This is a genomic window from Streptomyces kebangsaanensis (genome assembly GCF_001906585.1).
Classification (GTDB): domain Bacteria; phylum Actinomycetota; class Actinomycetes; order Streptomycetales; family Streptomycetaceae; genus Streptomyces; species Streptomyces kebangsaanensis.
In genome coordinates, this window is sequence record NZ_JUJA01000122.1 from 21829 (window position 1) to 36684 (window position 14856).

Here is a 14856-nt window from a genome sequence, read left to right on the forward strand (position 1 = left end):
CCCGCCCCGGCCGATGCGTCCTGCGGGTTACGGGATCTCGTAGCCGGCGTTGTCGGTGAAGTCCCGGTCGATGGCCCGGGCGGCCTTGCGCAGGGCTTCCTCCGGGTCGGCGCCGCCGTAGATCGAGTTCAGGGCGGCGTTGAACTTGGCGGTGACCGTGGGGTATCCGGCGGTCACCGGCCGGGTGACGGCGACGCAGGAGGCGTCGATGTCGCTGTCGCCGCAGGGCCGGGCGAGCTGGTCGGCGAGGATTTGGAGCGGGCCGCCCTCCTTGTACAGCTCGCTCTTGGCGAGCGCGGTCCTGGTGGCGGGCACCGCGCCGTTGGCCTTCGTCATCGCGCCGACGTTGGTGTCGTTCAGCAGGTAGTCCAGGAAGGTGCCGGCGGCCTTGCCGTTCTTGCTGCCGGCGCCGATGCCCCAGGCCCACGAGCCCTGTCCGGTCTTGGGGCCGTTGCCGAAGTCGGGCAGCGGCAGGACGACGAGGTCGTCGCCGAGGGCCTCGCTGTAGGCGGGGTACATCCAGTGGCCGACCCAGCTCAGCGCCACCTTGCCCTTGGCGAAGGCGTTGCCGTCGGTGTTGGGGTCGACGTACGTCTTCCAGGACTGGAACGTCTTCATCGCGGCGACGGCCTTCGGGCTGTCGAGGGCGCCCTCCGCCTTGCCGTCCTTCAACAGGGCTCCGCCGGAAGACCAGAGGATCGGGGAGAAGCCGAAGGTGCCCCACTCCGTGGCCAGGCCGTACTGCTCCGATATGTCGAGGACCTTGCCGTCGGAGTCCTCGGCCTTCAGCGCCTCGAGCGCCTTGCCGAACTCCTCGGCCGTCCAGGCGTCGTCCGCCCGCGTCGGGTACTTCACGTCGGCCGCGTCCAGCAGCTTCTTGTTGGCGTACATGCCGAGCCCGGCGTCGAACATACCCAGGCCGTAGTGCTTGCCGTCGATCTCGCCCTGCGCCTTGACGGCGTCGGTGGCGTTGCCGAGCGTCTTGGCGGAGACATGGTCGTCGACCGGGGCGAGCTTGCCGTTGTAGACGAAGTTCGCCATCGTCGGGCCGTCGAACTCCAGCACGTCCGGCAGTTCGGCGGGGTCGGTGGCGGTGATGGTCTTCGTGTAGTCGTTCTCGGGGATCAGCTTCAACTCGGCCTTGACGTCGCTCTGCGAGGAGTTGAAGGTCTTCACGGCGTTCTGCAGCGCGGCCGTCTCGCTCGCCTGGCCCTGGTGGGCCCAGACGCTGATGGTGCCCTTGCCGCTGCCCTCCTCGGCGGAGGTGTCGCCGGCGCCGCCCCCGCCGCCACAGGCGGCCAGCGCGGCCAGTGGCAGCAGGGCGAGGGCGGTCAGGCCCGTACGACGGTGTCTTCTGGGTCCGTTGGTCATGGCGGTGCCTCCGAGCGGTGTGCGGTGGGTGTGCGGAAGGTGGGGCCGGGGGCGGGAACGGCCCCCCGGAAGCGGGCGGTTGACGAGGAGGGTGGGCTACCGCTGCCGGCGGCTGTGCGGCGGAGCGGTGGTCTCGCGGAGGGCGAAGCGGATGGGCATCTCGACGGGGTGCGGCGGCCCGGCGTCCGGGTCGTCCAGCCGCGCCAGCAGCAGCCGGGCCGCCTCCCGGCCCTGGGCCGCGACCGGCTGGGCCACGGTGGTCAGCCCGACGACCTCGGACAGCTCGTGATCGTCGAAGCCGACGACGGACACGTCCTCCGGAACCCTCAGCCGGTGCCGGCGCAGGGCGCGCAAGGCGCCCATCGCCATCTCGTCGGACTGGGCGAACACGGCGGTCGGCGGGTGGCGCAGCGCCAGCAGCTCGGTCATGGCCCGCTCGCCGCCCTCGACCGTGTAACCGCCGTCCGCCTCCAGGGCGGGGTCGGGCTCGATCCCGGCGTCGGCCAGCACGTCCAGGTAGCCCTGCCGGCGGTCGAGGGGCGTGGTCCAGTGCAGCGGCTCGCTGGCCCCGGAGATCATGCCGACCCGGCGGTGGCCGAGGTTCACCAGATGCCGTACGGCGCTCTCCGCCCCGCCCCGGTCGTCGATGCCGACCACCGTGAAGCCGGGCCGGGCGCCGCCGACCGTGGTTGCCAGCGGCACGTCGAGGGCGCGCAGGGCGGCGGCCTCCTCCGGGTCCGGGATCAGCAGGGACAGCACGGCGTCGACCCGCTTGCGGATCGGTAGCTTGGTGAAGAAGCGCTTGCGCACCTCCGGTGAGCCGAGGTTGTACAGCAGGACGTCGTAGCCGGCGGCGCTGAAGACCTTCTCGGCCGCGTCCAGCACGGTGCCGAAGAACCAGCGGCCGACGTACGGGACGACGACCCCGATGGTGTAGGTGCGCCCGCTGGCCAGGCTGGAGGCCGAGCGGGAGGCGGTGTAGCCCAGTTCGGCGGCGGCCGCGACGATCCGCGCCCGCATCTCCTCCGACACTCCGGGACGGCCGCGCAGGGCGCGGGACACGGTGGACGCCGAGACCCCGGTGGCCTCGGCGACATCGGTGATGCTGACCGTCACGGAACGCTCCTTGATCGGGTGCACGCCGTGTGGCCTGGGGCCCGGCAGCACGGCGGCGTGAGGGGGGGTGACGAGACCGTAAACCCGACCACCCGGTTGCGCAAGCGTTTGCGTTCAGATTTACTTCGGCTGACTCCCAAAGGAACTCCCAGCAGCAAAATCACAGCGCACACGTTTGAGTGCTGCTGTCGGCAGACAGGACCTGTCCATGCGATACGCGCCGCCCGGCCTCTGCGTGAACGACTTCGATCTCCTGCGTCACGCGGACGGCACCTACACCGTGCTGCACCTGCAGGGCCCGTGGACGGCCGAGTTCGACCACCTGCGCATGGAGACCTCCTACGGCCGGGCCACCTCCGCCGACCTGGTCCACTGGGAGCCGCAGGGCACCGCCTTCGGCAACGGCCTGCCGGGCCGCTTCGATCAGCAGGCGGTGTGGACCATGCACGCCTTCCCGCACGGCACCGGCATGGCGATGCTCTACACCGCCGTCTCCGGCCTCACCCCGGACGGCTGGCCGCTGCAGTCGGTCGGCCTGGCGTACTCCGAGCGCACCGACGGCACCGGCTGGCGCCGCCACGGCACGAGGCCGGTCGCCGAGGCCGACCCGCGCTGGTACCGCACGGGCGAACGCATGGGCTGGCGCGACCCCTTCGTCGTACGCGACGACGAGTCCGACGGCTGGGTCATGGTGGTCTGCGCCGCCGACGCCTCCCTGCCGGTCGAGGTCAGCGGCTGCGTCGCCTGGGCCACCTCCGACGACCTGGAGCACTGGACCGTCCACCCGCCGCTCGTCTCTCCCGGTGACGTCGACGAGTTGGAGTGCCCGGTCCTCGAACGCCTCGACGACGGCAGCTGGCTGCTGCTCGGCTCCATCGGCGCCACCCGGGGCTTCGAGGCGTGGACCGCGCCCCGCCTGCGCGGCCCGTGGACCCGTCGCGGCCCGCTCGGCCCGACGGGCGCGTACGCCCCGCGTGTCGTCGCCGCCCCCGACGGCTCCCGCGTCGTGCTGCACACCACCCCGCGCCGCGTCGGTCTCACCGACACCGGCGACCGCTGCCGAGGCATGCTCGCCCAGCCCAAGTCCCTGGTCGTGTCCGCGGGTTCGGCGCCCTGCCTGGAATGGTGGCCGGGCCTGGAGACCTGGCTCGGCGAGGAGACGTACGATGCCCCCCTGCACGCGGTCGGCCATGTCGACGTCGGTGGCCGCATCGAGGTCGTTCTGCGCGCCGAAGATCCGGGCAACGACCGTGCCGCCCTCGCCGTGGCCTGCGACGGCAAGGACCTCCGGGTCACCGGGCCCGGTGGAAGGGTACTGGCGCAGACCGTCCTGTCGAGTCTCCCCGGCGCGTTGCGCATCCTCACGGTCGGCGAGTACGTCGAGGTCTACGCCGACGACGCCTTCGTGCTGACCGCTCTGTGCTATTCCGGTCGGCCTGTCCCCTGGACGGCGGTCACCGGCAACGGTGCCAGTCCGGTCCCTGTCCGCCCGATCCGCCTGCCCGCCCCGTGCCGGGACGACGCCTCGGCCGTGTGGCCCGGTCCGACGGCAACGACCGCGGCCGCCGCCGGCCTGCGGTGAAACCGGGGGCGGAGGTGGTCGCGGCGCGGCCGAAGGCGGCTGCGCCGCGACCACGGAGCCGACCCGCTGCTGCTGTGGGACCCCGGTGGACCGGCTGAGCGGCCATGGGGTGTGGGTGCCCACGCCGGCGAGCGCGGTCACGCCCGCCAGGATCAGGGGCAGGCAGTGACGGCGGAGTCGGTGACGTCGTCCGTTCACGCTTCCTTCCGTTCCGGTCGATCGAATGGGAGACGGGACGGGCGGGCGGCACCGGTGGGGTGCGGCCCGGCGGAGGCACACATTCCGCACCCGTACTCGGGGTTTCACACCGATTCCGGCCCGTCCGGGCGAGCTTCTTGCGCCCTGCCCGCCGTCGTGCTCGGCAGTGCCGCGCCGCACGAACCTCGACGTCCTCCCCGCCACGCGTACACGAGCAGGCAATACACATCGAGTTCGGTGTGACGACGGTGGCGCAGAACCCGGGGCTCCATGGTCCGGCCCAGGACCATGCGCCGGGCCTCGGCGGGATCACTCGCACGCACCGCCCAGATCCGGCAGCCCTCCACCGTGCGGCTTCATCGGCGTGCAGGGGGGATGCAGACTTCCCACAGCAGGGCGGGCACACCCCTGTCACCTCGCGCGTCGGCGGGCTCGCTCGAATCACCTGACCCCTTTCACTGCCGGTCCGTGTCACGTGCCGTGACCCGTTGCGGTGTGCTGTGTGCCGCAAGGGACACGGCTTCGGACAGGCGCGACGGTGAGAACTTCGCCGTCACCCCGTCCGGGACCCGCTCCTCGGCACCTCGAGACGGAGAGCGAGCAGGTCGTACACGGACTGACGAAGAACACCGGCACCCACACCCCGCTGCGGGTGGCCTTCCACGAGTACGCGGCGGCCTGGCGCGACGTACGCGCGGTACGGCGCCGGCGCGACAAAGCGGGATGTCTCTTCGGTCCTCCCGGGTGGTCCCCGAAGCAGGGGCATGAGATGTCACTCCTGCTCCCCGTGTACACGGGGCTTGCCTCGCTGAACCTGGTCGGCGCAACCCTGCATACGGACCTGCCGGAGTGGCTGGCCAAACCCCCGCTCGCCCTGCACCTCTGGCGGTCCACGCACCGACGTCACGCGTGCATGCCGGCCGGACCGGCCCTCGCGGCCGTCGGCGACGGGTTCCTCATGCCGCCGGGTGAAGGCGCCTTCCTCACCGGTACCACCTGTTTCCTGGGCACCCAGCTCTGTTACGTCACCGCTTCCGTCCGGCGGGGCGCCGTCGCGCACCTTCGGGCACGGCCCCCTTCTCGGTGCGGGATGCCTCGTCGCCTGGGCTGCGGTGAACGCGGCGCTGCTGCCACGTGTGGGTCTCCTGGCCCGGGCGGTGGCTCCCTGCAGCGCCGCACTGGTGACCATGGCGGCCACCGCCTGCGTCATGGGGCCGAGGGCGGCGCGGGGCGGGGTGCTGTTCCTGAGCTCCGACCTGCTGGTCGGGCTCGGCGCGGCCGAGGCAAAGTTCACCAGCCGTCAGGTCCTGGTGACGGCCACCTACGTGGTCGCTCAGTTCCTCCTCGTCGACGCGTGCGTTCGCGCCCCTGCGGCGCAGAGGACGGCGCACCCCGCTGGGCGGAGTCCTCGAACGTCTGATGGTCCGTTGGGAAAGTCGGCATCGAGTCGGTGTGAGTCCTTGAGACCCCCGGAGACAGCTGACCGCACATGCGAACCGTTGTAATCTCCAGAGAACGCCTTTGACCTGCAAGAAGCAGGCAGAGAGCAGGCAAACCGGGAGCATCTTCATGTTTCGTGCAGTATTCAAGTCCAAGATCCACCGCGCCACCGTCACCCAGGCCGACCTGCACTACGTGGGATCGGTGACCATCGACGCGGACCTGCTCGACGCGGCCGATCTGCTGCCCGGTGAGCTGGTCCACATCGTCGACGTCACCAACGGGGCGCGGCTGGAGACGTACGTCATCGAGGGGGAGCGCGGGTCCGGGGTCGTCGGTATCAACGGGGCCGCCGCGCACCTCGTCCACCCCGGAGACCTGGTGATCATCATCAGCTACGCCCAGGTGACCGACGCCGAGGCGCGGGCGCTCCAGCCGCGCGTCGTGCACGTGGACGCCGGCAACCGCATCGTGGAGCTCGGTGCCGATCCCTCCGCGCCGGTGCCGGGGTCCGACCAGGAGCGCGGCCCGCACGCCGTGCCGGCCTGAACGGGAGCGGCTCGCCGTGCGCGCCCCGGAGGGTTCTGAGTACGCGGTGCTTGCCCTGCTGCACACCTCGCCGGTGCACGTCCCGGTCTTCGAAGCGCTGCGCGACGAGGCCCATCCCGGCCTGGAACTGCGGCACTTCGTCGACGAGGAACTGCTGCGCCGGGCCCGCCGGCAGGGACCGGCGGCGGTGACGGACGAGGTGCGGGCGGCACTGCGCGGGGCCGTCGCCGAGGGCGCCCGGGCCGTCCTGTGCACCTGCTCCACCATCGGCGGCGTCGCGGAGGCGGCGGGGCTCTCGGTCCCGGTGCTGCGGGTGGACCGCCCGATGGCGGCCGCCGCCGTCGCCGCCGGGCCGCGGGTGGTCGTCCTCGCGGCGCTGCGGAGCACCCTCGCGCCGACCACCGCGCTCATCGACGAGGAGGCCCGCCGCGCCCGGCGCTCCGTCACCGTCCGCTCCGTGCTCGTCGACGCCGCCTGGCCGTGCTTCGAGGCCGGCGACACCGAGGGGTACGTGCGTGAGGTGGCGGCCGCCGTGGACCGGGTCACGGACGCCGACGCGATCGTCCTGGCCCAGGCCTCCATGGCCCCGGCCCGCCATGCGGCCACCACCCCGGTCCCGGTCCTGTCCAGCCCCGCCCCGGGCCTCGCGGCAGCGGTGCGGGCCATGCGTGCCGTGACGCCGACGGCATGAACCCGCCCGGGTCCTCGCCCCGGCGCCGTCGGGTGACTGGCGGCGCGGGGGGAGGGTAGGCGGGGGAGTAGTCCAGAGCCGATGTCGACCGACTGGCCGGAGGACGCCATGACCGACCCGCACCCCGACCCCACTCCGCCCTCGCCGACGCCGGGTCCCGGGCCGGGCCCCACACCGGGCCCCGACCCCCAGCATCCACAGCCGTACCCGAACCCCGTTCCCACACCGGAACCACCCCCGGCCCCGCAGCCCCCGCCGGCGCCGGGACCACCGCCGGGCCCGGGCCCGGCCCCCGGTCCTCCACCCCCCGGCCCGCCGCCCCCGGAGCCCTCCCCGTCCCCGATCCCCCCGGGCCCGGAGCCGGTCCCGAACCCCGAGCCGGGACCGCCCCTGACCTGAGCACGGAACCCGCGGGAAACGTGCCCCGCCGCGGACGCCGACGGTGGGCGGCTCCTCGGCCGCCCACCGTCCTGTTCGTGCTCATTCCTGACCGGCCCGGCGGCCCCGCCGGCCCGGCGACCCTACGCGGTCACCTCCGACCGGTCCCCGCCCCACAGCGTGTGGAAGGAGCCCTCCCGGTCCACCCGCCGGTAGGTGTGCGCCCCGAAGAAGTCCCGCTGGCCCTGGGTCAGCGCGGCCGGGAGGCGTTCGGCGCGCAGCGCGTCGTAGTAAGCCAGTGCGGCCGAGAAGCCGGGCGTGGGCACCCCCTGCCGCGTCGCCGCGACCAGCACCTCGCGCCAGTCGTCCTGGGCCGCCGCGATCTCCTGGGCGAAGGTGTCGTCGGACAGCAGGCTCGGCAGGTCCGGGCGGGCGTCGTACGCGGCGCGGATCCGGTCCAGGAAGGCCGCGCGGATGATGCAGCCGCCGCGCCAGATGGCGGAGACCGCGCCGAGGTCGATGTTCCAGTCGTACTCCTCGCTGCCGGCGGCGATCTCGTGGAAGCCCTGCGTGTACGACACGATCTTCGAGGCGTACAGCGCCTGCTCCACCCGGTCCGCGAAGGCCGCCGCCTCGGACTCCGACAGCGGTGACGCCTTCGGGCCCGCCAGGCCCCGCGAGGCCTCCCGCAGGGCCGCGTGCCCGGACAGCGAGCGCGCGAAGACCGCCTCCGCGATGCCCGACACCGGCACGCCCAGGTCGAGGGCGATCTGCACCGTCCAGCGGCCCGTGCCCTTCTGCTCGGCCTGGTCCACCACCACGTCCACGAACGGCTTGCCGGTCGCCGCGTCCACGTGGGACAGGACCTCCGCCGTGATCTCGATCAGGTACGAGTCCAGGCGGCCCCTGTTCCAGGTGCGGAAGATCTCCGCGATCTGCGCGGGGGAGTAGCCGGCCACGTCACGCAGCAGCTGGTACGCCTCGCCGATCAGCTGCATGTCGGCGTACTCGATGCCGTTGTGCACCATCTTCACGAAGTGACCCGCGCCGTCCGGACCCACGTGCGTGACGCACGGCGCGCCGTCCGCCGCCTTCGCGGAGATCTTCTCCAGCATCGGGCCGAGGGAGTCGTACGACTCCTTCGGGCCGCCCGGCATGATGCTCGGCCCGTGCAGCGCGCCCTCCTCGCCGCCGGAGATGCCCGCGCCCACGAAGTGGATGCCCTGCTCGCGCAGCTCCCGCTCCCGGCGCCGGGTGTCCGCGAAGTGCGCGTTGCCGCCGTCGATGATCATGTCACCGGGCTCCAGCAGCGGCGCGAACTCCTGGATCACCGCGTCGGTCGGCTCACCGGCCTTCACCATGATGACCAGGCGGCGCGGCCGCTCCAGCGCCGCCACGAACTCCTTGGCGGTCTCGGCCGCGATGAAGTCGCCCTCGTGTCCGAACTCCTCGACCAGGGCGTGCGTCCGGGACGCCGTCCGGTTGTGCAGCGCGACCGTGTAGCCGTTGCGCGCGAAGTTGCGGGCGAGGTTGCGGCCCATGACCGCGAGTCCGGTGACGCCGATCTGGGCTGTAGTGCTCATACCGCCTGCTCCTCAAAATCCGGTGGATCATCAGGTGGAACGCCGGGTCCCGCCGTCGGCGGTGCCGACCGCGCCGCCGTCCGTGCCCGCCAGTATCGCCGTTCGTGCCCGCCAGTATCGCCGTTCGTGCCCTCACAACCATCCTGACGTGCCGGTACGGCACCCGCACATCCGGACCCGGCACGCTTCAATACGCACGCGGGGGCCCCGCGGCTCATTCCGCGCGGCAGAAGCCCGTGGTCCGGTGCGCGTTCCGTAGGTCCGGCCAACCAGGTTCCGTTACCGGCCACTTGATGTGTCGAAGCGGCCGACATCCGTCTTGTCACGGCTTGTTCGTGGCGGTTATTTTCGCCCCTCCTGACGCATGGCGAGAGGGCTTCAGACATGGCCGCACGCGGTCGGCACCGCCGGTACCAGCCCAACAGGATCAACCGCGTCTCGCTCACCGTCACGGCGGGCGGCGCCGGAATGGCCATTCCGCTCATCGGCGCCTCGGCCTCGCACGCCGCCGACGCCTCCACCTGGAACAAGGTCGCCGCCTGCGAGTCCAGCGGCAACTGGAGCATCAACACCGGCAACGGCTACTACGGCGGCCTGCAGTTCACCCGGTCCACCTGGGCGGAGTACGGCGGAACGCGGTACGCGCCGCGTGCGGATCTGGCCACCCGCGACCAGCAGATCGCCGTCGCGGAGAAGGTCCTCGCCGGACAGGGCCCCGGCGCCTGGCCGGTGTGCTCGGCACGGGCCGGGCTGACCCGGGGCGGCGGCGCCCCCGAGGTCCGCCGCGAGACCCGCCCCGTCGACGTACGGCCGCAGACCACCCCCCAGTCGCGGGCCGGTACCGCCGAGATGTACACGGTGGTCCCCGGCGACACCCTCTCCGGCATCGCCGGGAAACGTCATGTCCCGGGCGGCTGGCGGAAGTTGTACTCCGCCAACCGGACGACCGTCGGCGACGACCCGAACCTGATCCTGCCGGGCCAGCGGCTCTCGCTGCGGGCGACCCGCGCGGCGCCCACCGCCCCCCGCCCCGCCAAGGAGGCCAAGCCCGCCACCGGCACGAGGGCCACCCGGCAGCACTCGGCCTCGCACACCCTCGTCGCCCCCGTCGGCGGCCCCGTCGGCACGGCCTACCACGCGACCGGCGCCCACTGGTCGAAGGGCTACCACACCGGCGTCGACTTCGCGGTCCCCACCGGCACCTCGGTGAAGGCGGTCGCGGCCGGCCGGGTCGTCAGCGCGGGCTGGGGCGGTGCCTACGGCTACCAGGTGGTGATCCGGCACGCCGACGGCCGCTACTCCCAGTACGGGCACCTGTCGGCGATCTCCGTGCGGGCCGGGCAGACCGTCGCCGCCGGGCGTGGCATCGGCCGCTCGGGGGCCACGGGCAACGTCACGGGCCCGCACCTGCACTTCGAGGTGCGGACGGGGCCCGGATTCGGCACGGACGTCGACCCGGTCGCCTATCTCAGGGCCGGCGGGGTCACGATCTGACGCGGGAGCGGTCCCGGTCGAGGACGGGCACCGGGACGCAGGGGCTCGCGTAGTACAGGCCGCCGTGGAACGGGCCGACGACGAGCGGCGGTTCGTCCACCGGCGCGGCCCCGGACCGTTCGGCCGGCTCGGCCGGCGGCAGCTCCTCCGCGGGCGCGGTCGCCACCACCGGGGCCGTACCCCCGATCCGCTCGGTCGTCAGCAGGATCAGCCCGCCCGCCGCCACCACACCGCAGCCGAGGGCGAGCACGGTGCCCGTGGTGCCGTGGCGGAAGGTCTCGCCGAACATCGTGAGGCCGACCGCGGTCGCCACCACCGGGTTCACCACCGTCAGCGTGGCCAGCGGCGCCGCCAGGCCACCGCTCCGGTACGACGCCTGCGACAGCAGCATCCCGGCCGTGGCCAGCACGCCGATCGCGGCCAGGGACGGCAGCTCCGCCGCGGGGACGCCATCCGTCCAGTCGACCGCGACCGTCTTGGTGAACACCGAGGAGATGCCGAAGGCCACGCCGGAGCCGGTGGCGAACAGCACGCTGCGCACCGCCGGATGCCGGTGCGCCGCGCGGCCCGCGACCGTCAGCGTCACGACCACGCCACCGGTCACCACGGCCAGGCCCCCGCGCTGCGCGGCGCTCAGCGACTGCGCGTCGGACGCGCCCACCAGGGACAGCAGGCCCGCGAGCCCCACCGTCGCCATGATCGCGCCCCGCCAGGCGGTGGAGCCCGCCCGGCGGCCGACGAACAACGCGGCCATGGGCAGCGCGAACACGATGGTCAGGGCGCCCAGCGGCTGGACCAGACTGAGCGGGCCGCAGGCCAGGGCCGCCACGTGCAGCAGCCCGCCGAGGCCGTTCAGCGCCACCGCCGCCCACCAGGCCGGCCGGCGCAGCGGCGCGTACCGCTCGCCGGGGCAGGACACCGCGACCCGCTCCTGCACGATCGCGCCGCCGGCGTAGGCGACGGCGGACACGAGCGACAGCAGCACGGACAGCGCGAGGGCGCTCATGAGCTGCTCCTCTGCGCGGGGCGGGGGCGGGGGGCCCGGTGCGGCGAACGGTCGGCTTCCATGGTCCACCACCCTGCCGTGCCGGGCGCTCCCCGTCGTCGTACCTGAGCAGTCAATGGGTCCTACTACCGACGGAGTACGCCCCGCCCGCAGTCCTCCCCCGGGTGGGCGACACGGGACGGAGAACCCCCCGCGGGAAACCCCTTGGGGGCCTTGGTACCACTGCTCCCATGGACCTCGCCCCCGACCTCGCCGCCCTGCGCTCCCTCGGCGGCTTCTTCGCCCTGCGCACCGGCACCCCGCCGCACACCCCGCTGCCCACCCTCGCCCAGGCCTACGCGGAGCCCGCCACCGACCCGCACGACACCCACCCCCTGGCCATCCGGGTCCGCAGGGTCGCCGACGGCATCCGCGCCCCCGAGCCCCGGGTCGCCGCCTCGATCGCCCACCAGGCGCTCGCCGCCCGCCTGTGGTCGGCCGCGCTCGGCTGCGCCGCGCTGTACGGCCACGTCCCCGACCTGCACCCGCGCCTGCTGCACTGGGACCCGGCCGCCGGCGCCCCCGACGACCTCTGGCTCACCGAGGTACGCGCACGCCCCGGGGACGCGGACACGGTCGCGGACCTCGTCCTGCACGGCCACCTCGTACCGCTGGCGGCGGCCCTGCGCGCCCGCCACCGCCTCGCCCCCGGCCTCCTGCGGGGCAACGCGGCCTCCGCGCTGGCGGGCGCCGGGCGCCTGCTGGAGCGGTGGGCGCGCGACAACGGCCGTACCGAGGCCGCCGGCCGGGCCCGCGAGCTGACCGCGCGCCTCCTCGCACACCCGCTCCTCGACCGCGCCGGCACCCTCGCCGCAACCGGCTTCCGGCGGCGCAGCTGCTGCCTCTACTACCGGGTCCCCGGCGGAGGGGTCTGCGGCGACTGCTGCTTCCCGCGGCCGCCGCGCTCTTCCCCACGGGCCGCATCCGAGTGACCATGGGAGCGACTGGCCGCCGAGACCAGGAGGTTGCGGGTGCGCGTGGGACTGCTGACCCGGGAGTACCCGCCGGACGTGTACGGCGGCGCGGGCGTCCACGTCGAGTTCCTCGCGCGGGAGCTGAGACCGCTGGTCGACCTGGAGGTGCACTGCTGGGGCGAGGTCTCCTCGGCGGACAGAGCGGCCGGCGTCGTACGCCACCGGCCCTGGTCCGCGCTCGACGGCGCCAACGACGCGCTGCGCACCTTCTCCGTGGACCTGGCCATGACCGCCGCCCTCCGGGGCCGCGAACTGGTCCACTCCCACACCTGGTACGCCAACCTCGCCGGCCACCTCGGCAAGCTGCTGCACGGCGTGCCGCACGTGATGACCGCGCACTCCCTGGAACCGCTGCGCCCCTGGAAGGCCGAACAGCTCGGCGGCGGCTACGCGTTGTCCGGCTGGGCCGAGCGCACCGCGATCGAGGCCGCCGACGCGGTGGTCGCCGTCTCGGCGGCGATGCGCGAGGACATCCTCGCCTGCTACCCGGCGCTCGACCCGGCCCGTGTCCACGTCGTCCACAACGGCATCGACACCACCCTCTACCGGCCGGACCACGGCACCGAGGCCCTCGACCGGATCGGCCTCGACCCGGCCCGCCCGTACGTGCTGTTCGTCGGCCGCATCACCCGTCAGAAGGGCGTGCCCCACCTGCTGCGCGCGGCGCGGGACATCGACCCGGCGGCGCAGATCGTGCTGTGCGCGGGGGCGCCCGACACGCCCGGGATCGACCGGGAGTTCCGGGACCTGTACCAGGAGCTGAGCCGCAGCCGCGAGGGCGTGCACTGGATTCCGCGGATGCTGCCGCGCCCGGACGTGGTCCAGCTCCTCACCCACGCCGCCGTCTTCGTCTGCCCCTCGGTGTACGAGCCGCTGGGCATCGTCAACCTGGAGGCGATGGCGTGCGGCACGCCCGTCGTGGCCTCCGAGGTCGGCGGGATTCCCGAGGTGGTCGAGGACGGCCGGACCGGGGTGCTCGTGCCCGTGGACGACGACTTCGAGACGGGGCTCGCCCGCGCGCTCGACGCGGTGCTCGCCGACGCCGGCGCCGCCCGCCGGATGGGCGAGGCCGGACGGCGGCGCGCGGTGGAGGAGTTCGGCTGGGACGCGGTCGCCCGGCGCACCGTGCGGCTGTACGAGGAGGTCCTCGGACAGGCTTAGGCCCCCTGCTCAGGGGCAGTAGTGAGGCAACCGGGTGAGGGGAGCGGCGATGCGTCGTGGTGGACCTTCGGTCCTCGGAATCGTCCTCGCGGGCGGCGAGGGCAAGCGGCTGATGCCCCTGACGGCGGACCGGGCCAAACCCGCGGTCACCTTCGGCGGCACCTACCGGCTCGTCGACTTCGTCCTGTCCAACCTGGTCAACGGCGACATCCTGCGCGTCTGCGTGCTGACCCAGTACAAGTCGCACTCGCTGGACCGGCACATCACCACCACCTGGCGGATGTCCAGCCTGCTCGGCAACTACGTCACCCCGGTCCCCGCGCAGCAGCGGCTCGGCCCCCGCTGGTACCTGGGCAGCGCCGACGCCATCCTGCAGTCGCTGAACCTCGTTCACGACGAACAGCCGGAATACGTCGCGGTGTTCGGCGCCGACCACGTCTACCGCATGGACCCGCGGCAGATGCTCCGGCAGCACATCGACGGCGGCGCGGGCGTGACGGTCGCCGGCATCCGGGTGCCGCGCGCGGAGTCGTCGTCGTTCGGGGTGATCAGCCCGGGTTCGGACGGGCGCACCGTGGACCGCTTCCTGGAGAAGCCCGCCAATCCTCCGGGCCTGCCCGACGCCCCGGAGCGCGTGTTCGCCTCCATGGGCAACTACGTCTTCACCACCAAGGTGCTGATCGAGGCGCTGCAGCGGGACGCCGAGGACGACCGGTCGGTGCACGACATGGGCGGCTCGATCCTGCCCCAGCTCACCGAACGCGGCGAGGCGCAGCTGTACGACTTCAGCGTCAACCACGTGCCCGGCGAGACCAGCCGCGACCAGGGCTACTGGCGGGACGTCGGCACGCTCGACGCGTACTACGACGCCCACATGGACCTGATCGCCGAGCGCCCCGCCTTCAACCTCTACAACCGCGACTGGCCGATCTACACCCACTCGGGCCAGCTCTCCCCGGCCCGGTTCAGCGCGGGCGGCATCACGAGCGAGTCGATCATCAGCGCGGGCTGCCTGATCCGCGGGCAGGTCACCCGCTCCGTGCTCTCCCCGGGCGTCCGGGTCGATCCGGGCGCGGTGGTCCAGGGCTCGGTGCTGCACGACAACGTGCGCGTCGGCCGGGGTGCCATCGTGCGCGGGGCGGTGCTGGACAAGAACGTCGAGGTGCCGCCAGGGGCGACGATCGGCGTCAACCCCGAGCGGGACGCGGAGCTGTACACCGTCTCCAAGGGCGGGGTGATCGCCCTGGGCAAGGGCCGGCGGGTGCCGTAGCTCC

Annotated in this window: 12 protein-coding genes; 8 read left to right on the forward strand and 4 right to left on the reverse strand. The window is 73.4% G+C overall.

Annotation, left to right across the window (positions count from 1 at the left end; all coding sequences use genetic code 11):
- Positions 1–27: 27 nt before the first annotated feature.
- Both RH94_RS18370 and RH94_RS18375 read right to left on the reverse strand, forming a co-directional pair.
- On the reverse strand, positions 28–1371 hold the full coding sequence (locus RH94_RS18370; protein WP_073948652.1) for an ABC transporter substrate-binding protein: 1344 nt from the start codon (positions 1369–1371) through the stop codon (positions 28–30).
- A gap of 96 nt (positions 1372–1467) precedes the next feature.
- Complete coding sequence (locus RH94_RS18375) at positions 1468–2487, reverse strand: LacI family DNA-binding transcriptional regulator (protein WP_073948653.1); 1020 nt, start codon at positions 2485–2487, stop codon at positions 1468–1470.
- Positions 2488–2695: 208 nt separating this feature from the next.
- Here RH94_RS18375 and RH94_RS18380 point away from each other — a divergent pair, with 208 nt between their 5' ends.
- From RH94_RS18380 to RH94_RS18395, 4 genes are all read left to right on the forward strand, one after another.
- Positions 2696–4069, forward strand: a complete 1374-nt coding sequence (locus tag RH94_RS18380; protein ID WP_073948654.1) for a glycoside hydrolase family protein — start codon at positions 2696–2698, stop codon at positions 4067–4069.
- Positions 4070–5235: 1166 nt separating this feature from the next.
- Positions 5236–5772 (forward strand): lysoplasmalogenase family protein, encoded by a 537-nt coding sequence (locus RH94_RS46690; RefSeq protein WP_073948655.1) that lies wholly within the window; start codon positions 5236–5238, stop codon positions 5770–5772.
- A gap of 64 nt (positions 5773–5836) precedes the next feature.
- A complete protein-coding gene (panD, locus tag RH94_RS18390) occupies positions 5837–6256 on the forward strand; it encodes an aspartate 1-decarboxylase (RefSeq protein WP_073948656.1) in 420 nt (139 codons plus the stop codon).
- A gap of 46 nt (positions 6257–6302) precedes the next feature.
- Positions 6303–6947 (forward strand): aspartate/glutamate racemase family protein, encoded by a 645-nt coding sequence (locus RH94_RS18395; protein ID WP_073948684.1) that lies wholly within the window; start codon positions 6303–6305, stop codon positions 6945–6947.
- Between the two features lie 521 nt (positions 6948–7468).
- Here RH94_RS18395 and gndA read toward each other — a convergent pair.
- Positions 7469–8908 carry an NADP-dependent phosphogluconate dehydrogenase gene (gene gndA, locus RH94_RS18400; RefSeq protein ID WP_073948657.1) on the reverse strand — a complete coding sequence of 480 codons (1440 nt, stop codon included), beginning with the start codon at positions 8906–8908 and terminating at the stop codon, positions 7469–7471.
- 384 nt (positions 8909–9292) lie between these two features.
- Between gndA and RH94_RS18405 the strand changes: the two genes are divergently transcribed.
- A complete protein-coding gene (locus tag RH94_RS18405; RefSeq protein ID WP_073948658.1) occupies positions 9293–10402 on the forward strand; it encodes a transglycosylase family protein in 1110 nt (369 codons plus the stop codon).
- Here the strand turns inward: RH94_RS18405 and RH94_RS18410 are convergent.
- Positions 10392–11408, reverse strand: coding sequence for a DMT family transporter (locus tag RH94_RS18410; protein ID WP_073948659.1), 1017 nt, complete (start codon positions 11406–11408; stop codon positions 10392–10394). The genes RH94_RS18405 and RH94_RS18410 overlap by 11 nt on opposite strands.
- 230 nt (positions 11409–11638) lie before the next feature.
- On the opposite strand from RH94_RS18410, the gene RH94_RS18415 reads away from it, so the two are divergent.
- Genes RH94_RS18415 through glgC form a run of 3 tightly spaced genes read left to right on the forward strand, consistent with a single transcriptional unit; the run spans position 11639 to position 14852 of the window.
- Complete coding sequence (locus RH94_RS18415; RefSeq protein WP_073948660.1) at positions 11639–12379, forward strand: (2Fe-2S)-binding protein; 741 nt, start codon at positions 11639–11641, stop codon at positions 12377–12379.
- A gap of 39 nt (positions 12380–12418) precedes the next feature.
- The gene (glgA, locus tag RH94_RS18420; RefSeq protein WP_073948661.1) at positions 12419–13582 is read left to right on the forward strand and encodes a glycogen synthase; all 1164 of its coding nucleotides are present in this window, start codon (positions 12419–12421) and stop codon (positions 13580–13582) included.
- Positions 13583–13631: 49 nt separating this feature from the next.
- Positions 13632–14852: a glucose-1-phosphate adenylyltransferase gene (glgC, locus tag RH94_RS18425; protein WP_073948662.1), complete on the forward strand. Its 1221-nt coding sequence runs from the start codon at positions 13632–13634 to the stop codon at positions 14850–14852.
- Positions 14853–14856 lie beyond the last annotated feature (4 nt).

Coding starts and splice junctions, on each gene's coding strand:
- RH94_RS18370 (WP_073948652.1), bottom strand. CDS start 1,371: ATGACCAACGGACCCAGAAGACACCGTCGTACGGGCCTGACCGCCCTC.
- RH94_RS18380 (WP_073948654.1), top strand. CDS start 2,696: ATGCGATACGCGCCGCCCGGCCTCTGCGTGAACGACTTCGATCTCCTG.
- panD (WP_073948656.1), top strand. CDS start 5,837: ATGTTTCGTGCAGTATTCAAGTCCAAGATCCACCGCGCCACCGTCACC.
- gndA (WP_073948657.1), bottom strand. CDS start 8,908: ATGAGCACTACAGCCCAGATCGGCGTCACCGGACTCGCGGTCATGGGC.
- RH94_RS18405 (WP_073948658.1), top strand. CDS start 9,293: ATGGCCGCACGCGGTCGGCACCGCCGGTACCAGCCCAACAGGATCAAC.
- RH94_RS18410 (WP_073948659.1), bottom strand. CDS start 11,408: ATGAGCGCCCTCGCGCTGTCCGTGCTGCTGTCGCTCGTGTCCGCCGTC.
- RH94_RS18415 (WP_073948660.1), top strand. CDS start 11,639: ATGGACCTCGCCCCCGACCTCGCCGCCCTGCGCTCCCTCGGCGGCTTC.
- glgC (WP_073948662.1), top strand. CDS start 13,632: ATGCGTCGTGGTGGACCTTCGGTCCTCGGAATCGTCCTCGCGGGCGGC.